General features: G+C 59.4%; 19 protein-coding genes. 7 read left to right on the plus strand and 12 right to left on the minus strand.

Annotated elements, in window-relative coordinates:
- Nucleotides 1-151: 151 nt before the first annotated feature.
- Together B7L09_RS32025 and B7L09_RS19880 are read right to left on the minus strand one after the other, a co-directional pair.
- A complete protein-coding gene (locus B7L09_RS32025) occupies nucleotides 152-643 on the minus strand; it encodes a DUF3757 domain-containing protein (protein ID WP_176457735.1) in 492 nt (163 codons plus the stop codon).
- A gap of 273 nt (nucleotides 644-916) precedes the next feature.
- On the minus strand, nucleotides 917-1129 hold the full coding sequence (locus B7L09_RS19880; RefSeq protein WP_010467055.1) for a cold-shock protein: 213 nt from the start codon (nucleotides 1127-1129) through the stop codon (nucleotides 917-919).
- 323 nt (nucleotides 1130-1452) lie between these two features.
- Between B7L09_RS19880 and B7L09_RS19885 the strand changes: the two genes are divergently transcribed.
- Nucleotides 1453-2010: a DUF2780 domain-containing protein gene (locus B7L09_RS19885; protein ID WP_094470293.1), complete on the plus strand. Its 558-nt coding sequence runs from the start codon at nucleotides 1453-1455 to the stop codon at nucleotides 2008-2010.
- A gap of 1 nt (nucleotide 2011) precedes the next feature.
- Here the strand turns inward: B7L09_RS19885 and yihG are convergent, their stop codons facing one another.
- On the minus strand, nucleotides 2012-2899 hold the full coding sequence (gene yihG, locus B7L09_RS19890) for a 1-acylglycerol-3-phosphate O-acyltransferase, YihG family (RefSeq protein ID WP_094470294.1): 888 nt from the start codon (nucleotides 2897-2899) through the stop codon (nucleotides 2012-2014).
- Nucleotides 2900-3241: 342 nt separating this feature from the next.
- On the opposite strand from yihG, the gene rloA2 reads away from it, so the two are divergent.
- From rloA2 to creD, 4 genes are all read left to right on the plus strand, one after another.
- A complete protein-coding gene (rloA2, locus tag B7L09_RS19895) occupies nucleotides 3242-3748 on the plus strand; it encodes a retropepsin-like aspartic peptidase RloA2 (protein ID WP_176457736.1) in 507 nt (168 codons plus the stop codon).
- A 59-nt stretch (nucleotides 3749-3807) separates the two neighbouring features.
- Entirely contained in the window at nucleotides 3808-4488 is a 681-nt protein-coding gene (gene creB, locus B7L09_RS19900; RefSeq protein ID WP_094470296.1) for a two-component system response regulator CreB, read from the plus strand.
- A complete protein-coding gene (gene creC, locus B7L09_RS19905; RefSeq protein ID WP_094470297.1) occupies nucleotides 4488-5906 on the plus strand; it encodes a two-component system sensor histidine kinase CreC in 1419 nt (472 codons plus the stop codon). The genes creB and creC overlap by 1 nt, the downstream gene beginning before the upstream one ends.
- A 177-nt stretch (nucleotides 5907-6083) precedes the next feature.
- Complete coding sequence (gene creD, locus B7L09_RS19910) at nucleotides 6084-7454, plus strand: cell envelope integrity protein CreD (RefSeq protein WP_094470298.1); 1371 nt, start codon at nucleotides 6084-6086, stop codon at nucleotides 7452-7454.
- Between the two features lie 207 nt (nucleotides 7455-7661).
- Here the strand turns inward: creD and B7L09_RS19920 are convergent, their stop codons facing one another.
- From B7L09_RS19920 to B7L09_RS19955, 8 genes are all read right to left on the minus strand, one after another.
- Nucleotides 7662-8291, minus strand: a complete 630-nt coding sequence (locus B7L09_RS19920; protein WP_094470335.1) for a glutathione S-transferase — start codon at nucleotides 8289-8291, stop codon at nucleotides 7662-7664.
- A gap of 101 nt (nucleotides 8292-8392) precedes the next feature.
- On the minus strand, nucleotides 8393-8629 hold the full coding sequence (locus B7L09_RS32030) for a hypothetical protein (protein ID WP_176457734.1): 237 nt from the start codon (nucleotides 8627-8629) through the stop codon (nucleotides 8393-8395).
- On the minus strand, nucleotides 8626-9756 hold the full coding sequence (locus tag B7L09_RS19930) for a PepSY-associated TM helix domain-containing protein (protein WP_094470336.1): 1131 nt from the start codon (nucleotides 9754-9756) through the stop codon (nucleotides 8626-8628). The genes B7L09_RS32030 and B7L09_RS19930 overlap by 4 nt, the downstream gene beginning before the upstream one ends.
- Nucleotides 9757-9828: 72 nt before the next feature.
- The gene (locus tag B7L09_RS19935; protein WP_094470299.1) at nucleotides 9829-12255 is read right to left on the minus strand and encodes a TonB-dependent siderophore receptor; all 2427 of its coding nucleotides are present in this window, start codon (nucleotides 12253-12255) and stop codon (nucleotides 9829-9831) included.
- A 245-nt stretch (nucleotides 12256-12500) separates the two neighbouring features.
- Entirely contained in the window at nucleotides 12501-13472 is a 972-nt protein-coding gene (locus B7L09_RS19940) for a FecR family protein (RefSeq protein ID WP_094470300.1), read from the minus strand.
- A complete protein-coding gene (locus B7L09_RS19945; protein WP_094470301.1) occupies nucleotides 13469-13987 on the minus strand; it encodes an RNA polymerase sigma factor in 519 nt (172 codons plus the stop codon). The genes B7L09_RS19940 and B7L09_RS19945 overlap by 4 nt, the downstream gene beginning before the upstream one ends.
- A gap of 239 nt (nucleotides 13988-14226) precedes the next feature.
- The gene (locus B7L09_RS19950; RefSeq protein WP_094470302.1) at nucleotides 14227-14934 is read right to left on the minus strand and encodes a 3'-5' exonuclease; all 708 of its coding nucleotides are present in this window, start codon (nucleotides 14932-14934) and stop codon (nucleotides 14227-14229) included.
- On the minus strand, nucleotides 14931-16871 hold the full coding sequence (locus B7L09_RS19955; protein WP_094470303.1) for a putative nucleotidyltransferase substrate binding domain-containing protein: 1941 nt from the start codon (nucleotides 16869-16871) through the stop codon (nucleotides 14931-14933). The genes B7L09_RS19950 and B7L09_RS19955 overlap by 4 nt, the downstream gene beginning before the upstream one ends.
- A 255-nt stretch (nucleotides 16872-17126) precedes the next feature.
- On the opposite strand from B7L09_RS19955, the gene B7L09_RS19960 reads away from it, so the two are divergent.
- The gene (locus B7L09_RS19960; protein WP_094470304.1) at nucleotides 17127-17585 is read left to right on the plus strand and encodes a response regulator; all 459 of its coding nucleotides are present in this window, start codon (nucleotides 17127-17129) and stop codon (nucleotides 17583-17585) included.
- Between the two features lie 57 nt (nucleotides 17586-17642).
- On the opposite strand, the gene B7L09_RS19965 is transcribed toward B7L09_RS19960, so the two are convergent.
- Nucleotides 17643-19820, minus strand: coding sequence for a malate synthase G (locus B7L09_RS19965; RefSeq protein ID WP_094470305.1), 2178 nt, complete (start codon nucleotides 19818-19820; stop codon nucleotides 17643-17645).
- A 534-nt stretch (nucleotides 19821-20354) separates the two neighbouring features.
- Between B7L09_RS19965 and B7L09_RS19970 the strand changes: the two genes are divergently transcribed.
- Nucleotides 20355-20873, plus strand: a complete 519-nt coding sequence (locus B7L09_RS19970) for a glycine cleavage system transcriptional repressor (protein WP_094470306.1) — start codon at nucleotides 20355-20357, stop codon at nucleotides 20871-20873.
- The last annotated feature ends 156 nt before the right edge of the window (nucleotides 20874-21029 follow it).

The following is a 21029-nucleotide window of genomic DNA, read 5'->3' on the forward strand; positions in this document are numbered from 1 at the left end:
GCAAGACGGGAGAAGGGCGACAGTGATGTCGCCCTTTTTTATTGATTGCTGATGGTGAATGAGCACTCGCTGATGGATTTCGTACAGTGATTTGCTTTGTCCCAGGCTCCAGAGGCTGGTTTCCAACCGGTCACGTTATCGAGAACCATCGCTATTTTTCCGTAACGACAGCTGCCAGATTTTGGTAGCGGCAACTCAACTGACTGACTTTCACTGGCCCGTTTTCGGTTTCGTCTTCAGTGATATACGCCGCATCTTCAAAAACCAGAGTCTTAACATCGACCGGTTGTCCCGGATCTTCTCCTTTCCAGATATGGCCGGATTTGTCCTTGGCTTCAAAGCTACTTTTTGTTTTGTAAATAGATGAGGGTTCAGGGCAAGTATCTGCGTAGGTATAGTTACTCACGGTCAGGATTGCTAAAACGCTGGCAATAATCTTTGTCTGCATGGTGTCTAACCCCCGTTTGTTTGTCAGTAATAAACACTCGCGTTGATACCTATTGCCAGCTAATTGCCGTAAGTGAAGAAAAACAATAGCTTCAGTTGGTATGTACGCACAAGAGAAGCTGGACTTACGGTCAAAGCCAAATAGATTTAATGAGGCTTTTTGTCGCTTACCACTATGATGTTCTTTGCGTACCACTGTCCGTTATCGCCTTGGACTAGGTCATACGTCACCTTATCGCCGACCTTTGGATGACGGTCGCCCGGGTTGATGCAAAAGATAATTGGTTGAGTCTCCAGTTCTATATGTTCCAAACTTTTCGATGGCGACGAAGTAGGTTCGTTAACGACTGTGGTATCGCACTTTTCTGTTTTTCGCCTCATCGCCGTGTCTCCGATAAGAATGGCCTGCCCTAACGACTAGGTGGAAGCAGGCCTGGTCGAGTCTTCAACGACTTTGGTCATTGTTTATTTATTCGGTGCGTACCTGCGCAGCCTGTTGACCTTTTTGCCCTTTTTCTGAAACGTAAGATACTGCTTGTCCCTCTTTCAAAGTTTTAAAGCCGTCTGATTCAATTGCTTTGAAGTGTACGAAAAGTTCCGCTCCTCCACTATCTGGAGTGATAAATCCAAAGCCCTTTTCATCGTTAAACCATTTAACTATACCTGTTTCTCTGCCAGCCATATTAATGCTTCCTACCAGATCGAAAACGAAGAGGTGCGAGCTGCTATTTAATAACTCACTCCCAATTGCAGTATTGCGACTAAAAGACTAAGTAAACTATGGGTAGGTAGCAACTGTCAGATCTGACAGATTTTTATGTCGGTTTGGTGTAATGGATACATTTTTTATAGCCGGGGAATATTCGTTGTTTCCAACGCACATTTATCGCGTAAGCGGGATAAAATGCCTGCCCCATCGAGGAACAATGCCACCTAAACCCCGGTCAAACCGGCAGTTTTCCCGTCCGCTCTCGGGCGGCTCTCACGGCACAAGAGGATGTCTGGATGAAGATTTCACGCAGTTTTGCACTGGCCTCTCTGATGACCCTCGCGGCCAGCCCGGTCTTCGCCGGTTTCAGCCTGGACGATGTGACCAAAGCGGCCTCGAGCATGCAGGGTGGTAATGCGGCCACTGCCGCCGCACCCACGCAGGAAACCGCCGGGCTGCTCGGCGCGCTGACTTCGCAGTTGAACGTTAAACCTGAGCAAGCCGTCGGTGGCACCGCAGCGATGTTAGGGCTGGCAAAGAATCAATTGAGCTCGACTGATTACTCGCAACTGGCCAAAAGCGTACCGGGCCTGGACAAGCTGTCAGGCGGCGGTGAACTGGGCGCTCTCGCGGGTTTGCTCGGCTCGTCCGGCAAGTCGGCCGGTCTGGAGAACGCGCTGGGCAATGTGAAGAACACCAGCGACCTGAACAGCGCGTTCGGCGCTCTGGGCATGGACGGCAGCATGGTCGGCCAGTTTGCCCCGGTGCTCCTCAAGTACCTCGGCGATCAGGGCGTGGGCGGTCCGTTGCTGGAAAGCCTGGGCGGGATCTGGGGTGCCGGCACCGGTAGTTGATTCAACGGCGCTCGGCGCGCAATGCGTCGATGCGTTGATCCTTCTCGATCCAGAGCTGGTTGACCCAGTTCTGGATCGTTTCGCGAAACACCGGATCGTTCTCGTAATCACCCTGCCACAACGCCGGGTCGAGTTCGCGGGTCTTGATGTCGATGATGATCCTCGGCACGTTGCCGCTGATCAAATCCCAGAATCCCGGAATTTTCTGCTGCGGATACACCACCGTGACATCGAGCACAGCGTCCAGCTGTTCGCCCATTGCCGCGAGCACAAACGCCACGCCGCCGGCCTTGGGCTTGAGCAGGTGAGTGAAGGGTGACTGCTGCTGAGTGCTTTTCGCTGCGGTGTATCGGGTGCCTTCCAGGTAATTGACCACGGTCACCCGCTGACGCTTGTACAACTCGCACGCCGCTTTGGTGATGTCCAGGTCCTGGCCCGCCAGTTCCGGGTGCTTGGCCAGGAACGCCTTGGTGTAGCGTTTCATGAACGGGTAATCCAGTGCCCACCACGCCAGCCCCAGGAATGGCACCCAGATCAGTTCCTTCTTGAGGAAGAACTTGAAGAACGGCGTGCGGCGGTTGAGTGTCTGGATCAGGGCTGGAATGTCGACCCACGACTGATGGTTGCTGATCACCAGGTAAGAGGTATCGCGTCGCAGGTCGCCGCCGCCGCGAATGTCCCATTGAGTGGGCGTGCACCGGGAGAATATAAGCTTGTCGATTTCGGCCCAGGTTTCGGCGATCCACATCACCGCCCATGACGCGTAGTCGCGACAGCGCCCGCGGGCCACCAACTTGATCAGGGCAAACACCATCAGNGGCCCGAACAGGACCAGGGTGTTGAGCAACAACAGCAGGGTAACGAAACAGCCGGTGAGCAGGCGGCGCATAAGTAACTCTTGAAAGCCTTTGGGCGCGCCATGATATGCAGCTTCGCGCGGCAGGCCAAATCGGCGGTGACGAATGTTTCACTTTTACATCGTTATGCTTGAGTGAATTTGAATCTGTCAGCATTTTTGGTGACTGATCTGGCCTCTTCGCGGGCAAGCCCGCTCCCACAGTAGATTAGGGTGTACTCAAGGTTTGTNAGTAGATTAGGGTGTACTCAAGGTTTGTGAACGACACGAAACCCTGTGGGAGCGTGGCTTGCCCGCGATGCGATTTCAAGAGCGAACGAATTGCTCACTGACGGTCTAAAATTCCGCTGCCCACTCCTTATGGATGCCCATTACGTGAAATCCCTCCTTGCACTGCTTTCCCTCGTGGCCCTGCCAGTCCTGGCCGCCGAGCCGACGCTGTACGGGCGTTACGAATACATTGCGCTGCCGGAAATCGGCGGCGAAGTGCTCAAGGCCAAAATGGACACCGGTGCCCTGACGGCATCACTGTCGGCCAAGGACATCGAAACCTTCACCCGCGACGGGGACGAGTGGGTACGTTTCCGCCTCGCCACCAAAGACGCGAGCAACAAGGTCTACGAACACAAGGTCGCGCGGATCAGCAAGATCAAGACACGCTCCGAAGAAGACGAGGATGACAAGGAAGCCATCGAGCCCACCAAACGCCCGGTGGTCGATCTGGAGCTGTGCCTGGGCAACGTCAAGCGCACCGTCGAGGTCAACCTTACTGACCGCAGCAGCTTCAACTACCCGCTGCTGATCGGCGCCAAGGCCCTGCGTGAATTCGGCGCGGCGGTCAACCCGGCGCGGCGTTTCACGGCCGACAAACCCGACTGCTGATTGACGGAACGAGAGGCTTGGGGCACCGTTCGCCCACTTAACTGCCGGGCTCGGACGCCATGCCTCATATCCTGATTGTCGAAGACGAAGCGGCGATTGCCGACACCCTGATATTCGCGCTGCAGGGCGAGGGGTTCACCACCACCTGGTTGAGCCTCGGCGCGGCGGCGCTGGAGCATCAGCGCCAGACCCCGGCCGACCTGATCATTCTCGACATCGGCCTGCCGGACATCAGCGGCTTCGAGACCTGCAAGCAACTGCGGCGTTTCAGCGACGTGCCGGTGATCTTCCTCAGCGCCCGTGATGCGGAAATCGACCGCGTCGTGGGCCTGGANATCGGCGCCGACGATTATGTGGTCAAGCCGTTCAGCCCACGGGAAGTCGCGGCGCGGGTCCGGGCGATTCTCAAGCGAATGGCGCCGCGACTGGTGGCCGACGTCTCATCGGCGTTGTTTCGTGTCGACAGCGAACGCGTGCAGATCAGCTATCGCAATCAGCCCTTGAGCCTCACCCGGCACGAATTCCGTCTGCTGCAGTGCCTGCTGGAACAACCCGAACGCGTCTTCAGCCGCGAGCAATTGCTCGATGCGCTGGGGGTCGCCGCCGATGCCGGTTACGAGCGCAGCATCGACAGCCACATCAAAAGCGTGCGCGCCAAATTGCGTCTGGTGAAGGCCGACGCCGAACCGATCCACACCCATCGCGGCCTCGGTTACAGTTACAGCCCGGGGCACAGCTGATGCCATTGGGGATNCGGATTTTCCTGGTGTATGCGCTGTTTATCGGCCTGACCGGTTACTTCGTGCTCAATACCGTGATGGAAGAAATTCGCCCCGGCGTGCGTCAGTCCACGGAAGAAACCCTGGTCGACACCGCCAACCTGATGGCCGAAATCCTGCGTGATGATTTCAAGGCCGGCACCCTCAACCAGAACCGCTGGCCCGAACTGCTCAAGGCCTACGGCGAACGGCAGCCGAAGGCAAGCATCTGGGGCTTGCCAAAGAATCAGGTCAACCACCGCATCTACGTCACCGACGCCAAAGGCATCGTCGTGCTGGATTCCAGTGGCGCGGCGATGGGGCAGGATTACTCGCGCTGGAACGACGTCTACCTGACGCTACGCGGTGAATACGGCGCACGTTCCACCCGCAGCGATCCCAACGATGCGNCCTCGTCGGTGATGCACGTTGGTGCGCCGATCCGCGATAACGGGCAAATCATCGGCGTGGTCACCGTGGCCAAGCCCAACAGTTCGTTGCAGCCCTATGTCGACCGCACCGAACGTCGATTACTCGTCTATGGCGCCGGACTGATCGGCCTGGGCCTGCTGTTCGGCGCGCTGTTGTCGTGGTGGTTGAGCGCGGCCCTGCGGCGGTTGACGGCTTATGCACAGGCCGTCAGCGAAGGGCGTCGCGTCGAGGTGCCGCATTATCGTGGCGGGGAGCTGGAGCAACTGGCCACGGCGGTGGAGCAGATGCGAACGCAGCTGGAAGGCAAAGCCTACGTCGAGCGTTATGTGCACACCCTGACCCATGAATTGAAAAGCCCATTGGCGGCGATTCGCGGTGCAGCGGAGTTGCTGCAAGGTGAAATGCCGTTGGCTCAGCAGCAGCGTTTCGTCAGTAACATCGACAGCGAAAGTGTGCGGATGCAGCAGTTGATTGAGCGGTTGCTGAACCTGGCCCAGGTTGAACAGCGTCAAGGGCTGGAAGAGCGGGTGGCGGTGCCGTTGGCGGGTTTGGTGAATGAATTGCTCATCGCCCAGGCTGCGCGGATCGAAAGCAAGCAGTTGCATGTGGAACAGCTGATTGCGCCGGATATCACCCTGCATGGCGAGCCGTTTCTGTTGCGTCAGGCGTTGGGGAATCTGCTGGAGAATGCTTTGGATTTCACTGCGCCTCAGGGCTTGCTGCGGTTCAGCGCCGAGAGGGTCGGTGAGCAGATCGAGTTCAAGTTGTTCAACCAGGCCGAGGCGATTCCCGACTATGCGTTGCCGCGTTTGAGCGAGCGTTTTTACTCGCTGCCGCGCCCGGACAGTGGGCGCAAGAGCACCGGGTTAGGGCTTAACTTTGTGGAAGAAGTGGTCAAGTTACATGGCGGGGCATTGAGCGTCGGCAATGTCGAGGGTGGTGTTGAAGTCAGGTTGCGCCTGGCTTAGGACCGAGTTGCGATTGGGTCGGCCCAGTCTCCACATGTGGTGTTGAAGTCAGGTTGCGCCTGGCTTAGGACCGAGTTGCGATTGGGTCGGCCCAGTCTCCACATAATCTACATATTGCCCCCATAAATCCCCCACACACCCATCCCAGACTCTCCCCATCCAAACAGGGAGAGTCCCATGAACCGCAGCCTGCNTTTCAAACTTGGCGCAATTGCGCTGCTGATTCTGTTGTTGCTGATTCCGTTGCTGATGATCAACGGCATCATCAGCGACCGTCAGCAACTGCGCGATGGCGTATTGATGGACATCGCCCGCAGCTCCAGCTACAGCCAGCGCCTGAGCGGGCCGCTGATGGTGGTGCCGTATCGCAAAGTGGTGCGCACCTGGAAACTCAACGAGAAAACCAACCAGCGCTACCAGGACATCGGTGAGGAGCGAGGTCGTCTGTATTTCCTCCCGGAACGCTTCGAACTCGACGGGCAGGTGCAGACCGAACTGCGCTCCCGAGGCATTTACGAGGCGCGGCTGTTCCACGCCGACAACCGCATCAGCGGGCATTTCTCAGTCCCGGCGCAACTGGGCATCAAGGAAGACTTCGCTGATTACCAGTTCGATCAGCCGTTTCTGGCGGTCGGTATCAGCGACATTCGCGGCATCGAAAACGCCCTGAAACTCGAACTCAATGACCAGCGGCTGGACTTCGTTCCGGGGACCCAGGTGGGCTGGCTAGGCGAAGGTGTACACGTGACATTGCCAGCGCTGGATGCCAGGCAATCCACGGAATTGACCTTCGGTTTCGACCTGCGGCTGCAAGGCACCGGTCAATTGCAGATCCTTCCAGTGGGCAAGACCAGCAAGGTGTCGCTGAGCGCCAACTGGCCGCACCCAAGCTTCATCGGCAACTACCTGCCGGCCCAGCGTGAAGTCACCGATCAGGGGTTTACCGCCAACTGGCAGACCTCGTTTTTCTCCACCAACCTACAAGAAGCGCTGAGCAGTTGTGTGTCCGGCGGTGGGTGCGAGGCGTACAGCGGCCGCAGCTTTGGCGTGAGTTTCATCGATCCGGTGGACCAGTACCTGAAGAGCGATCGGGCAATCAAGTATGCGCTGCTGTTCATCGTGCTGACCTTCGCCGGCTTCTTCCTCTTCGAAGTGCTGAAAAGCCTGGCGGTGCACCCGGTGCAATATGCATTGGTGGGCGTGGCGCTGGCGTTCTTCTACCTGTTGCTGCTGTCACTGTCGGAGCACATCGGTTTTGCCTTGGCTTATCTGTTGTCGGCCGGTGGCTGCGTGTTACTAATCGGGTTCTATGTCTGCCATGTACTGCGCAGCGTGCGTCACGGCCTGGGGTTTTCGGCGGGGTTGGCGGCGTTGTATGGCTTGTTGTACGGGTTGCTGAGTGCCGAGGATTACGCGCTGCTGATGGGCTCGTTGTTGCTGTTCGGCTTGCTCGGCGTGTTCATGGTGCTGACCCGCAAGCTGGATTGGTACGGGATCGGGCAGAAGCCGGCCAAGCCGCTGGCGTTTGATCTTGGAGCGGTGGAATGAGCCGGTCGTTGGGGTTGCGCGAGGACCAGCGGGAAGGGGAGGTGTTGGCGACGCTGATTGCGGTGTTGTTTCCTGTGGATCCGGTGGGGTGCCATCGCGGGCAAGTCGCTCCCACAAGGGATCTTCTGCGAACACGAATTTCGCGCACGGCAAGGACCCTGTGGGAGCGGGCTTGCCCGCGATGAGGCCGGTACAGTCGGCGAAGATCTAGAGCTTCGGCATCGTCGCCACCATCGAAGGCCGCTGACTCACCTCGAAATACCAGGCCGCCAGCTGCGGGTTCGTCTCGCGCCATTGCAGATCCGGATGGCGCAGGTCGAGGTAACCCAACGCACACGCCACGCTGATCGCCGCCACATCGAAATGGCTGGTCAGCTCGGCAATCGCGTCCTTCTCCAACAGCGCCAGCGCGCGACGAATCTTGTCGCGCTGGCCATCGAGCCATTCGTCCCAGTGTTTTTCCGGAGCGCGCAGGGCCACTTCGTACCGAACCATCACCGAAGCGTCCATGATCCCGTCGGCCAGGGAGGCCAGGGTCAAACGACGCCAGCGGGCCGCGCCGTCGCGGGGTATCAGCGGGTTGCCGACGTGCTGGTAGTCAAGGTAATCGAGGATCACCCGGCTGTCATGGATGACGTTGCCGTCAGCCAGGCGCAGGGCCGGGATCTTGCCCAGCGGGTTGTCTTCGTTGAGTGTCTGGTCCGGGTTCACCGGCGTGAGCACGCAGTCTTGCAGCGCCACGCGGTCGGTCTGACCGGTTTCGTGCAACAGCACCATGACTTTGCGAACGAAGGGCGATAACGAGTTATGGAACAGGGTCATGCTGGGGGCGGACATGGCAACGTCTCGGTGTTGGGCAGTGCTGGGCAGCATAGCNCGATGACCAACGCACGCAAATCCTTGTGGGAGCGAGCCTGCTCGCGATGAGGTCGTCACATTCAGCACTCATGTTGAATGTCAGGCCGCCATCGCGAGCAGGCTCGCTCCCACATGGGTTCAGGTTCAGGCGGCTGGCCGCGCAGGGCCAGGACAGCAGGAATACCCAGGCCGAGCCAGCTCAAGGCATCCCACACCCCATCGCCCAGCAACGCGGCGAACAACCCCGCGGCGCTGAGAAGCGCGATCACGGTGGGTGTGGCGAAGACCTTCCAGAAGTTCGACTGTCGCGGCCTCATGCTTGAGCCTCCGCTTGCTCGAGCGCAGGTTTCGCCGCCTTGCGCCGCACCACCCACAGATAAACCCCGCTGCCCAGCACGACGATGGTCAGCCCATCCAGGGTCGCCCAGAGAATTTTCATCGGCANGCCGCCATAGTCACCAAAGTGCAACGGCTGGGACATGCCCATGGCGTCCATGTACCACGGCCGTTCGGCGATGGCGGTGACGGCCAGGGTGCTCGCGTCGATCAGCACTGGCGTCAGCAGGTGCGANGTCAGATGGGTGCTGCCTTTCATGAACACGGCGTAATGGTGTTCGCTGGAAAACCGCGTGCCGGGGAAGGCGATGAAATCGGGTTGCATACCCGGCGCGACTTCCTTGGCGATGTCGAGCAAACGGGTCGCGGGTGCCAATTGCGTCAGCGGTGGCGCGTCGCGGTACGGCGCGATCATCGTGCTCAGTGCGTCGTTGCGCCAGGCGGCGATCAGCAGGTCGGCGCAGGCGCTGATCACGCCGGTCACGCCCACCACCAGCGCCCAGGTCAGCGTGACCACGCCGATAAGGTTATGCAGGTCGAGCCAGCGCAGGCGGGTGGATTTGTCCTGGCGTACGGTGGCGAACTTCAAGCGGCGCATAAACGGCAGGTACAGCACCGTGCCCGAGACAATCGCCAGCACAAACAGAATGCCCATGAACGCCAGCAGCAATTTGCCCGGNAGCCCGGCGAACATGTCCACGTGCAGGCGCAGCATCACCATCATGAAACCGCCGTTGGCCGACGGCATCTCCAGCGCTTCGCCGGTGCGGGCATCGAGCATGAAGGTGTGCGACGAATTGGGTTCCGTGCCGGCGGTGGCCGCCATGATGGCGATCGCCGCGTTGGGTTCTTCTTCGTCGAAGCCAAAATACTGCATGACTTCGCCGGGGCGATGTTTTTCCGCCGCCTGGACCAACTGCTGCAAATTCAGTTGCGGGGTGTCCGCCGGCATGTGCTTCAACTCGGCGGCATCGCCCAGCAAGTGGTCGATCTCGTGGTGAAAGATCAACGGCAGGCCGGTCAGCGCCAGCATCAGCAGGAACACGGTGCAGATCAGGCTGGTCCACGTATGGATGAACGACCAGCGGCGAATTGTTTTACTTTTCATTTGATGGCCTTCAGAAATACCAAAGCCGTCCTCGAGGGACGGCTTGGTCTTGGAGCGTTTCAGCTCAGGCAATTACCACTTGTAAGTTGCACTGGCGACGACACTGCGCTGGTCGCCGTAGTAGCAGTAGAAACTGTCACAGGTGGAGATGTAGTCCTTGTCCAGCAGGTTGGTGGCGTTCAGTGCCAGGGACGCGCCTTTCAGGCTGTTGTCCAGACGGCCGAGGTCGTAATGGACCGCGGCGTCGAACACGGTATAGGCGTCGGCCTTGCCCAGCCAGGTGTTGGCCTGATCGCCGTAGGTGTTGCCGGTATAGCGAGCGCCGGCACCAATACCGAAGCCGTCCAGCACGCCGGTGTGCCAGGTGTAATCGGCCCACAGTGAAGCCTGTTGGTTAGGCATCAGTTGCAGACGATTGCCCTTGTTGTCGCCTTTTTGCACTTCGGATTTGGCCAGGGTGTAGGCCGCGATGATTTTCAGGTTTTCGGTAACGTCGGACACCGCTTCCAGCTCCAGGCCCTTGACCTTCACTTCGCCAGTCTGGCTGGTGATCGGTGTCGCGCCGACGGTGGTGGTGACCGAGACGTTTTTCTGGGTCAGGTCATACACCGCCGCGGTGAGCAGGGTGTTGCTGCCCGGTGGCTGGTACTTGATGCCCAATTCCCACTGCTTGCCTTCGGTCGGCTTGAACGAGTCGGTGGCCGTGGCCGAAGCACCCATGGTTGGCTGGAAGGATTCGGCGTACGACAGGTACGGCACAAAGCCCGAATCAAACACATAGCTGATCGCCGCGTTGCCGCTGAAGTTCTTGTCGCGCTGGGTGTTGGTGGCATCGCCCTTGTTGAAGAACTCGGTGCTGGTGTGAACCCAATCCTCACGTCCGCCGACGGTCAGGCGCCATTGGTCGAGGGCCATTTGATCCTGCACGTACAGGCCGGTCTGGTAGGTCTTCTGGTTGTAGTCGTAGAACGCGGTAGAGCGCGGCGGACGAACGATTGGCTGGCCATAGATCGGGTTGTTGACGTTGGTGGTCAGCCCGTCGCCGAAAATCGAGGTGTAGTTGGTGTTGCTGCGCTGGTGGTCGAGACCCAGCAGCAGGGTGTGACGGACATCGCCGGTGGCGAAATCGGCCTGGAAATTGTTATCCACGGCGAACTGGCTGATGTCTTCATCGACGATGGTGCTGGTGCGCCCGACGTTGCCTTCGTTATCCACCTGGGTGAACGGATACGAGCCGACAGTGAGCCCCTGGAACGACAGATCGGATTTGGTGTAACGCAGGTTCTGCTTGAACTGCCAGATGTCGTTCAGACGTGTTTCGAAGGCGTAACCCAGCGCGTAGTAGGTGCGGTCGTAGNATTCCCAGTCCGGGTCGCCGAGGTTCTTGTGATGGGAAACCTTGCCGAACGGCATGTCGATCTTGGTGCCTTGCACTGGCAGGAACTGGCTTGTGATGCCGGTATCGTCGCGGGTGAATTGCGTAAGCAGGGTGAACCTGGTGTCTTCGTCGATGTTCCAGGTCAGGCTCGGCGCGATGTTGTAGCGCTTGTTATCGACGTGGTCGATCTGCGTGCCGCTGTCGCGCACCACGCCGCTCAGGCTATAGAGGAACTGGCCTTCGTCATCGATCTTGCCGGTGTTGGCGAAGTTGATCTGACGCTGGTTATCGCTGCCGTATTGCAGCTGGATCTCGTGACTGTCTTCAGCGGTTGGACGGCGGCTGACCATGTCCAGCAAGCCACCCGGCGGGGTCTGGCCGTAGACCGACGACGCCGGGCCGCGCAGCAGGGCGAGGCGATCGAGGTTCCAGGTTTCCTGTTTCGGGTTGGCGTAGGTGCCTTTCGGCAGCGGCAGCCCATCGAGGAACTGGGTCGGTTCAAAACCCCGGACCCGTAGCCAGTCGGCGCGGGTGTCGCTGCCGTAGCTGCTGGCGACGATGCCGGGCATGTAGCGCACGGCGTCATCGAGGTTCTGCACATTGCGATCGTCCATTTGCTGGCGGGTTGCGATCGAAATCGAGCGCGGCGCTTCGACCAGCGCGGTGTCGGTCTTGGTGCCGGCGGCGGTGCGCGTGGCGAGGTAGCCTTCCACCGGGCCCCAGGCGCTTTCAGTATTTTCGACGCCGATGACCGCAGTTTCCGGCAGGGCCAGCGTGCCCTCGGGAATGGCGACCAGGCTGTAGGTGCCGGCGCTGCTTTGCTCCAGTTGCAGACCGGAGCCGCGCAAGGCTTCACGCAGGGCGCCGGCGGCATCGAACTGGCCCTTCACCGGTGCCGAGGTTTTGCCCGACGCCAGCGCCGGGTTAAGGGTCAGCGCCAGGCCCGCCTGGCTGGCGATCTGGTTCAGGGTGCTGGCCAGCGGCGCGGCCGGCAGGTTGTAGGCGCGCACGTTCGACGCCTGTTCAGCGGCAATCAGCTGACTGCTGGCCAGCGGGGCGCAAAGGGCAATGGCAACGGCCAGCAAGCTGGGGCGCAACAAGGTGTCTAGCGTGCGGGACATGGGGTGGCTCCTGAATGGAAATATTTCTCAATTGCCTATGTGCCGAGCGAGAATCCAAAAGTGATAGGGCTGGATGAAAATAATTTCGATTCAGTAAAGAAGATGAGTTTCTAAGGGTGAGGCGATGGCGTCGGTTCAGGCTCCGAGAATTTCAGGGCTTCGCATCAGCCTTCGTAATTTCGATTCAGTAAAGAAGATGAGTTTCTAAGGGTGAGGCGATGGCGTCGGTTCAGGCTCCGAGAATTTCAGGGCTTCGCATCAGCCTTCGCCACCGTCACCCACCACGGCGTGTGCTGCTCAATCTGCACGGGCAAGGTCGGCAGCAGCGCGCTCAGGGCCTTGTCGGTGTCGTGCAGGGGGAAGCTGCCGGTGATCCGCAGGTCAGCAACCTCCGGCGCAACACCCAGATGCCCGCGTCGATAGCGACCGAGTTCGTGCACCAGGTCTTCCAGTCGTGTGTTGTCCACCACCAGCATGCCGCGGGTCCAGGCATCGGCGCCCAGGTTCAGCGCGACGATGGGCCCCAGGCCGTTGCTGCGCATCAGCACTTGCTGGCCTTCACGCAGGATCTGTTCTTCAGGGCTCGACTGCGGATGGGCCGCCACCGCTGACTGCAACACGCTCAGCCGCGTGCCGTCGTCCTCGCGCTTGACCAGGAACCGCGTGCCCAGCGCGCGCAGGCTACCTTCACGAGTTTCGACGATAAACGGCCGGGCATCGCCATGACCGGTTTCGACGAGGATTTCCCCTTCCTGAAGGATGATCAGTCGCTGCTTCTCGTCAAAACGCACGTCCACCGCACTGTGGGTATTGAGGTTGATCAGCGTGCCATCCGCGAGTTTCAGCGTGCGCTGCTCGCCGGTGGCGGTGCGCTGGTCTGCCAGCCAATAGTGGATGGGNANGTAGCGATCACCGGCGAACAGCGCCAGGCCGATCACTGCAACGATGCTGGCCAGGCCACTGCCGAGCGTGCGTACCCGTCGGCGAATGCTTTCGCGCGATTGCAATAACGCCGTGCGCGCAGGACCGTTGGCGACGCTGAAACGCTGGTCGAGCATGCCCAANTGGCGCCAGGCGCGCGCNTGTTCCTCATNGGCGGCGTGCCATTTGGCGAATTCTTCACGCTCCACCGGGCTGCCGGAATCCAGGGACAATTGCCAGGCAATCGCGGCATCCAGCACGTGGGCTGATACCGGTTTGGAACTGGCCGGGCTCATACCGGCTCACCGTACAGCGCGATGTAGCACTGACGAATGCCTTGGGTCAGGTATTGGCGAACCCGGGGCACCGACACACCCAGGCGCTCGGCGATTTGCGCATGGCCGAGGCCGTCGAGACGGTTATAGAGAAACGCCGCCCGGGCCTTGCTTGAAAGCTTGCCGAGCAGGCGGTCGATGTTTTTCAGGTCTTCGAGGATCAGTTGCTGTTCTTCCACCGACGGTTGTTCGCCTTCGGGGATCAGCATCAACTCAGTAAGGTAGGCCTGTTCCAGCGCTGCACGGCGGAAATAGTCGAACAGCAAGCCTTTGGCGATCGCCACCAGAAACGCCCGCGGTTCGCGAGGCTCCTTCAGCTCATCACGGCCCAGCAAGCGCACGAAGGTGTCCTGACTCAGGTCTTCGGCCCGTTGCGGACAGGCCACATTGCGTCGCAGCCAGGCCAATAGCCAACCGCGATGGTCGCGATACAACGCACCAACGAGCTCACTTTGGGGGCTTTGGACTGACGACACGCAGCATCACCGATTGGGAAGTGTTAACTAACGAGAATTGTTCGCGATTGTGGCAGAGGCGGGGGAGGTAAGCAATTGGCCACTGGTCAGGTGGTTTTTGATGGGGGGCTTCAGTTGGACCGCGTGATCGTTCTTCGCGGGCAAGCCTCGCTCCTACAGGATGTCGTAGTTCCACAGATCGACACAAAACCTGTAGGAGCGAGGCTGCCCGCGAAGGCGTCAGAACAGGCACCGCAAGGCTAAAAGGACGGCGCCCGCTGCCGCCGTTTCCACTGGCTCAACCGCTGCTGCAAATTCAACGGGCTATGAATCTGCTGCTGCCGCGCCCGGCTGAACAGAATCAACGCCAGCTCCGCCGTGGCTAACGCATCTGCGCTGGCGTTGTGCCGTTCGAAAACCTCCAGCTTGAACCAGTCGATCCACTCATCCAGTCCGGCATCGCGAATGTGCGCCTGAGGACAGAGCAGCGGCGCGATATCCGCCACATCCAGGAACGGATGCTGCAACTTGTAACCCAAATGATCTTTCAGCGAACGCCCCAGCATGTGTTGATCGAACGGCGCATGAAACGCCAGCAGCGGGCTGTCTGCGACGAACTCCATGAATTCGACCAAGGCCTGAGCCGGATCGCTGCCAGCAGCAATCGCGCTAGGCCCCAGTCCATGAATCAACACGGCGGGCCCCACCTTCATATCGGCGCATTGCAGCGTGCGTTCGAACTGCTGGCTGAAATCGATCGCCCCGTCTTCGATCACCACCGCGCCGATGGACAACACCCGGTCCTTGTTCAGGTTCAAGCCAGTGGTTTCCAGGTCGAGCACCACCCAACGCTGCTCGCGCAGGCTGCATTCACTCAGTTCGGCCGCCGAGGGCAAGCGTTGCAGACGTTGCTGGAGTTCAGCGGTCAGGCTTGGGCCTGCCGGGCGCAACCATGAAAACAGGCTCATAGCTGATACCGCAGGGCCAGGCTGCTTTGCAGGCGTTGAGCCTGGCGCAGGGATTCACGCAGGATCCGTCGGTCCAGATGATTGAGGCTGTCTGGATCGACCCGGTTGGAGTAGGGCAAGTTCTCCCTNGTCTGCAACTGGTGCTGCTGCATGCGGGTTTGCTGGATAAAGTGATAGGCCTCTTCATACGCGGCGCCGTCCAGCCGTTCAATGACCTCTTTGGCCACCAATTCGCGAAAGCGCTCCAGGGTATTGTTGGACTCGATGCCATGGGCCAGGGCCAGCAATCGAGCGCCATCGACGAAAGGCGTCAGCCCCTGGACCTTCAGATCCAGCGTGGCTTTCTCACCATTCTTGCGTGCCAGCACGAACTCACGGAAACGTCCCACGGGCGGNCGTTGGCGCAAGGCGTTCTCGGCCAGCATGCGTTGGAACAGCCGGTTGTCGTTGACCTGATCGAGAATGCCCTGACGCAGCTGGTCACAGCCTTGCTCGTCGCCCCAGACCACGCGCAGGTCGAAATAAATGCTCGATCCCAGCAAATTCTCCGGCGTCGCCTCACGAATAAACGCACCGAAGCGCCGCGCCCATTCGGCCCGCGACAGGCACAGTTCAGGGTTGCCGGCCATGATGTTGCCCTTGCACAGCGTGAAGCCGCAGAGCGCCAGGCTCTGATTGATCTGCTGGGCAATCGGCAGTAATTTGCCGCGAATTTCGGCGGCATGCGCCGCGTCCCGGGCTTCAAACAGAATGCCGTTGTCCTGATCGGTGTGCAGCGTCTGTTCACGGCGGCCTTCACTGCCGAAGCACAACCAGCTGAACGGAACGCCGGGGTCACCTTTCTCGGCGAGTGTCAGTTCGATNACCCGGCACACGGTGTGATCGTTGAGCAACGTAATGATGTGCGTGATCTGGGTGGACGACGCGCCATGGGCGAGCATGCGTTCGACCAGTTGGCCGATCTCGCCGCGAAGTGCCACCAGGTTTTCGACCCNCGGGGCGCTGCGGATGGTGCGGGCCAGGTGCACCAGGTCAACCCGTTGCAGGGAAAACAAGTCGCGTTCGGACACCACGCCACACAGGCGCTGATCTTTCACCAGGCACACATGGGCGATATGCCGCTCGGTCATGGCGATGGCGGCGTCGAAGGCGCTGTGGTCCGGGCTCAGGAAGAACGGCGCCTGGGTCATATGACCTTCGATGGCCTGATTGAANTCACTGGTGCCGTCAGCGACCACCTGGCGCAGGTCGCGCAGGGTGAAAATCCCCAGCGGGGCTTTGTGCTCGTCGACAATCACGATGCTGCCCACTTGTTGCTCGTGCATCAGCGTCACGGCTTCACGCAATGGCGTGGCGGGGCTGCAGGTGACCGGATGGCGCATGGCCAATTCGCCCAGCCGCGTGTTCAGCGAATATTGAGTACCGAGGGTTTCCACAGCTTTTTGCTGGACTTGCTGATTGACCTGATCCAGCAGGCTGCTGACACCGCGTAGGGCAAAGTCGCGAAACGTGGTGGAAAGTGCGAACAACTTGATGAACGCCAGCTTGTTCAGCTGTAGGCAAAAAGTATCTTCTGCCGCCAGGTGTTCGGTGCGGGTCGCACGCTCACCCAGCAGCGCGGCGAGGGGGAAACACTCGCCGGTGGTGATTTCAAAGGTAGTTTCGGTGCCGCCCTTGGCCGTATGCGGGCGTTCGCCCACGACCCGGCCTTGTTTGACGATGTAAAAATGTTCGACCGGCCCATCGGCAGGTTTGATGATGCTCTCGCCAGGGGCGTAGAAACGCATCTGACATTGCTCAACCAGGTACGCCAGGTGCGCGTGTTCCATTTGGTTGAAGGGCGGGAAGCGCTGAAGGAATTGCAAAGTGCCCTGGATGTTCTGCAACACCGCGGTTTTCCCTGCCTGGGTGAAGGCGTCCGCTTTACTCATAACCATGACCGCAGTCTTTTTTTGAATTGTTGTTGTCGGATGACTCAGCCATGGTCGGCCCCTGCGCGCAGGGTGCCCATTGGACGTAAGTCTAGGTCGGGGCGTGCAGGCGTCGGAAGTTAGGAAATGTCTGACGCAACTGTGCGAAAAACCTCCTACATTTGCTATAGGAAAACTTTCCGACGAAGTGCACATTGAAGGCCTGCTTAGCAATGTCTGACGGATGTGCTAGGGAATTGAAATGAAAACGTAGAGAAAGCCATGTCCGACCACGATATTTTGAGTGATGCCGAGCGCGAGGCGCTGAGCGCCGTGATGCTGGAGCCTGATTTACCGCCGCAGCGTGTGCTGATCGTCGACGACGATAAAGATGCACGGGAGCTGTTGTCAGAGATTCTTGGTCTGGACGGTATCCGCTGCATGACCGCAGCCAGTGGCGAAACCGCACTCAAGATGTTGAGCGAGAAACCCGCGATCGGCCTGGTGATTACCGATCTGCGCATGGGGCACATCGATGGCTTGGAGCTGATCCGCCAGGTGCGTGAGTCGGTTAGGGCGGCAATGCCGATCATCATTGTTTCCGGCGACGCCGATGTGCAAGACGCGATTGCCGCCATGCATTTAAGCGTGGTCGACTTCCTGCTCAAACCTGTCGATACCGGCAAGCTGGTGGCGCTGGTCAAGCATGAGTTGGGAATGGATGTGCAAGAACCGATTTGAAAAAAAAAGGCCCTGATCTTTCGATCAGGGCCTTTTTTATCCGGCGTCAGCGCTTAGTTACAGGCCATTGGCAGCCTTGAACTCGCGACGACGACGGTGCAAGACTGGCTCGGTGTAGCCNTTGGGTTGCTTGGTCCCTTCAATCACCAGTTCCACCGCCGCCTGGAAGGCGATGTTGCTGTCGAAGTCCGGGGCCAGTGGGCGATACAGCGCGTCACCGGCATTCTGACGGTCTACCACCGGCGCCATGCGCTTGAGGCTTTCCATCACTTGGGCTTCGTTGACAACGCCGTGGCGCAGCCAGTTGGCGATGTGCTGGCTGGAGATACGCAGCGTAGCGCGGTCTTCCATCAGGCCGACGTCGTTGATGTCCGGCACTTTCGAACAGCCCACGCCCTGGTCGATCCAACGCACCACATAGCCAAGGATGCCCTGGGCGTTGTTGTCCAGTTCGTTCTTGATCTGTTCCGCGGTCCAGTCTGGATTGACGGCCAACGGGATGGTCAGGATGTCATCCACCGAAGCGCGGGCACGTTTGGCCAGCTCGGCCTGACGGGCGAACACGTCGACCTTGTGGTAATGCAGCGCGTGCAGCGCGGCGGCGGTCGGCGATGGAACCCAGGCCGTGTTGGCGCCGGCGAGCGGGTGAGCGATTTTCTGTTCGAGCATCGCCGCCATCAAGTCGGGCATTGCCCACATGCCTTTACCGATCTGCGCACGCCCTTGCAGGCCGGTGCTCAGGCCGATATCGACGTTCCAGTTCTCGTAGGCACCGATCCATTTTTCCGCCTTCATGGCGGCCTTGCGCACCATCGCGCCGGCTTCCATGGAAGTGTGGATCTCGTCGCCGGTGCGGTCGAGGAAGCCGGTGTTGATAAACACCACACGCTCGCTGGCCGCCTTGATGCAGGCCTTGAGGTTGACCGTGGTGCGGCGCTCTTCGTCCATGATCCCGACTTTTAGCGTGTTGCGCGGCAGGTTCAGCACGTCTTCGATGCGGCCGAACAGCTCGTTGGTGAACGCCGCTTCTTCGGGGCCATGCATCTTCGGCTTCACGATGTACACCGAACCGGTGCGGCTGTTCTTGCGGCTGCTGTTGCCGTTGAGGCTGTGGATGGCCGCGAGGCTGGTGAGCAGGCCGTCGAGGATGCCTTCCGGTACTTCGTTGCCATCTTTGTCGAGGATCGCGTCGATGGTCATCAAGTGGCCAACGTTGCGCACGAACAACAGCGAACGACCGTGCAGGCTCAGTTCCTTGCCATCGACACCGGTGTAGGTGCGATCAGCGTTCATGGTGCGGGTAAAAGTCTTGCCGCCCTTGGCCACTTCTTCGGCCAGGTCGCCTTTCATCAGGCCGAGCCAGTTGCGGTAGATCACCACTTTGTCATCGGCATCAACAGCGGCGACGGAGTCTTCGCAGTCCATGATGGTGGTCAGCGCAGCTTCCATCAGCACGTCTTTGACGCCGGCGGCGTCGGTCTGGCCGACCGGGGTGCTGGCGTCGATCTGGATTTCGAAGTGCAGGCCATTGTGCTTCAGCAGGATCGCGGTCGGTGCGGCTGCATCGCCGTGGAAACCGATCAGCTGGGCGTCGTTGCGCAGGCCGGTGTTGCTGCCGCCTTTAAGGGCGACCACCAGTTTGCCGTCCACGATTTTGTAAGCGGTGGAGTCGACGTGGCTGCCGGCAGCGAGCGGCGCGGCTTCGTCGAGGAAGGCACGGGCGAAGGCAATCACCTTGTCGCCGCGCACTTTGTTGTAGCCCTTGCCCTTTTCGGCGCCGTCGGCTTCGCTGATGGCATCGGTGCCATACAGCGCGTCATACAGCGAGCCCCAGCGCGCATTTGAGGCGTTGAGGGCGAAACGGGCGTTCATCACCGGCACAACCAGCTGTGGGCCGGCCATGCGGGCGATTTCGTCATCGACGTTTTGGGTCGAGGCCTGGAAATCAGCCGCTTCTGGCAGCAGATAACCGATGTCTTGCAAGAAGGCTTTATAGGCCACAGCGTCGTGTGGTTGACCGGCACGGGATTGGTGCCAGCCATCGATACGAGCCTGGAAATCGTCGCGTTTGGCGAGTAGGGCTTTGTTCTTCGGTGCCAGGTCGTGGATGACCTTGTCGGCGCCGGCCCAGAACTGGTCGGCAGTGATGCCGGTACCGGGAATGGCTTCGTTATTCACGAAGTCGAACAGGACTTTGGCGACCTGCAGGCCACCGACTTGAACGTGTTCAGTCATTGCTTGCCTCACTCTGCTCAGCTATTTCGCTTTTCAGCTCTTCAAATTAACAATGAAGCCTCTGGCTATTTAAACCACAAACCCCCTCCACCAGTACATGCCATTTCGGGCGGCTGGGATGGAACCGATCAACGGCTTTGAGGCCTTGCTGATAGGGCTTTCAGGGCTGCGAGTGTGCCTGTGGCAGACATCGATCCAACGTTATGTAGTGCGCGCTTNGGCATACTACATGATGACTTGCGGTTGTGAAAATTAGACTAAATACGTCGTTTAGCGACCCATTTTGGNNNTGCGGTCACGGCGGNNNACGGGATGTTCTCAAAAAACTATTGGATTGTTCCAGTTAAATATAAAAACTTGTACACATAATCTTTAATGCACTGCTATGGCGCTTAGCTTTTGTGGCGAGGGAGCTTGCTCCCGTTCAGCTGCGAGGCAGTCGNGAGCAAGCTCCCTCGCCAAAGAAAAGCAGTGCCGGGCTGATTCCGGTCCCTTGCCTATACTTCTTTTTCTATAACAAAAGAGGGCTGCGCCATGGACCACCTCGTACTCACTGTTTTCGCTCCGGACAAGCCTGGGCAGGTCGAGCGCATTGCCCAATGCATTGCCGAGCATGGCGGTAACTGGCTGGAGAGCCGCATGTCGCGCATGGCCGGGCAGTTCGCCGGGATTCTTCGGGTGGGCGTGCCGGCCGAGGCCTACGATGAACTGGTCGATGCCCTGAAGGCGTTGTCCGCCCACGGCATTCGTGTGCTGATCGCCGAAAGCGGCATCGAGCAATCCTGCACCTGGAAACCGATTGCCATGGAATTGGTGGGCAATGACCGCCCGGGGATTGTCCGTGACATCACTCGCCTGCTGAGTGAACAAGGTGTGAACCTGGAGCGTCTGGTGACCGAAGTGCGTCCGGCACCGATGAGCAGCGAGCCGTTGTTTCACGCCGAAGCGATTCTGGCAGTGCCGCTGACCTTGTCGCTGGATGTCTTGCAGTCGCGGCTGGAAACCCTGGCCGACGATTTGATGGTGGAATTGGTGCTGCGCAGCGAACCCTGACAGGGTTATCCAAGTTAAACGTGCACCTGCCTGTGGATAACCTGTAGAGACAGCCCGCCAGCCCACGCCGGCCGGGCTTCTTCAAGATCTGATCAAAAAACCATCAGTTTCAACAAGTTGCGCACAAACGGCGGGGATCACGCTGTGGATAACCTT

Source organism: Pseudomonas mandelii (assembly GCF_002251635.1).
In the GTDB taxonomy this organism is placed as follows: Bacteria; Pseudomonadota; Gammaproteobacteria; order Pseudomonadales; family Pseudomonadaceae; genus Aquipseudomonas; species Aquipseudomonas mandelii_B.

Excerpts from the sequence above, each read along its gene's own strand:
- B7L09_RS19880 (WP_010467055.1), bottom strand. The coding sequence starts at position 1,129 with ATGGCTGGCAGAGAAACAGGTATAGTTAAATGGTTTAACGATGAAAAG.
- B7L09_RS19885 (WP_094470293.1), top strand. The coding sequence starts at position 1,453 with ATGAAGATTTCACGCAGTTTTGCACTGGCCTCTCTGATGACCCTCGCG.
- B7L09_RS19920 (WP_094470335.1), bottom strand. The coding sequence starts at position 8,291 with ATGTCCGCCCCCAGCATGACCCTGTTCCATAACTCGTTATCGCCCTTC.
- B7L09_RS32030 (WP_176457734.1), bottom strand. The coding sequence starts at position 8,629 with ATGAGGCCGCGACAGTCGAACTTCTGGAAGGTCTTCGCCACACCCACC.
- B7L09_RS19950 (WP_094470302.1), bottom strand. The coding sequence starts at position 14,934 with ATGAGCCTGTTTTCATGGTTGCGCCCGGCAGGCCCAAGCCTGACCGCT.
- B7L09_RS19960 (WP_094470304.1), top strand. The coding sequence starts at position 17,127 with ATGTCCGACCACGATATTTTGAGTGATGCCGAGCGCGAGGCGCTGAGC.
- B7L09_RS19970 (WP_094470306.1), top strand. The coding sequence starts at position 20,355 with ATGGACCACCTCGTACTCACTGTTTTCGCTCCGGACAAGCCTGGGCAG.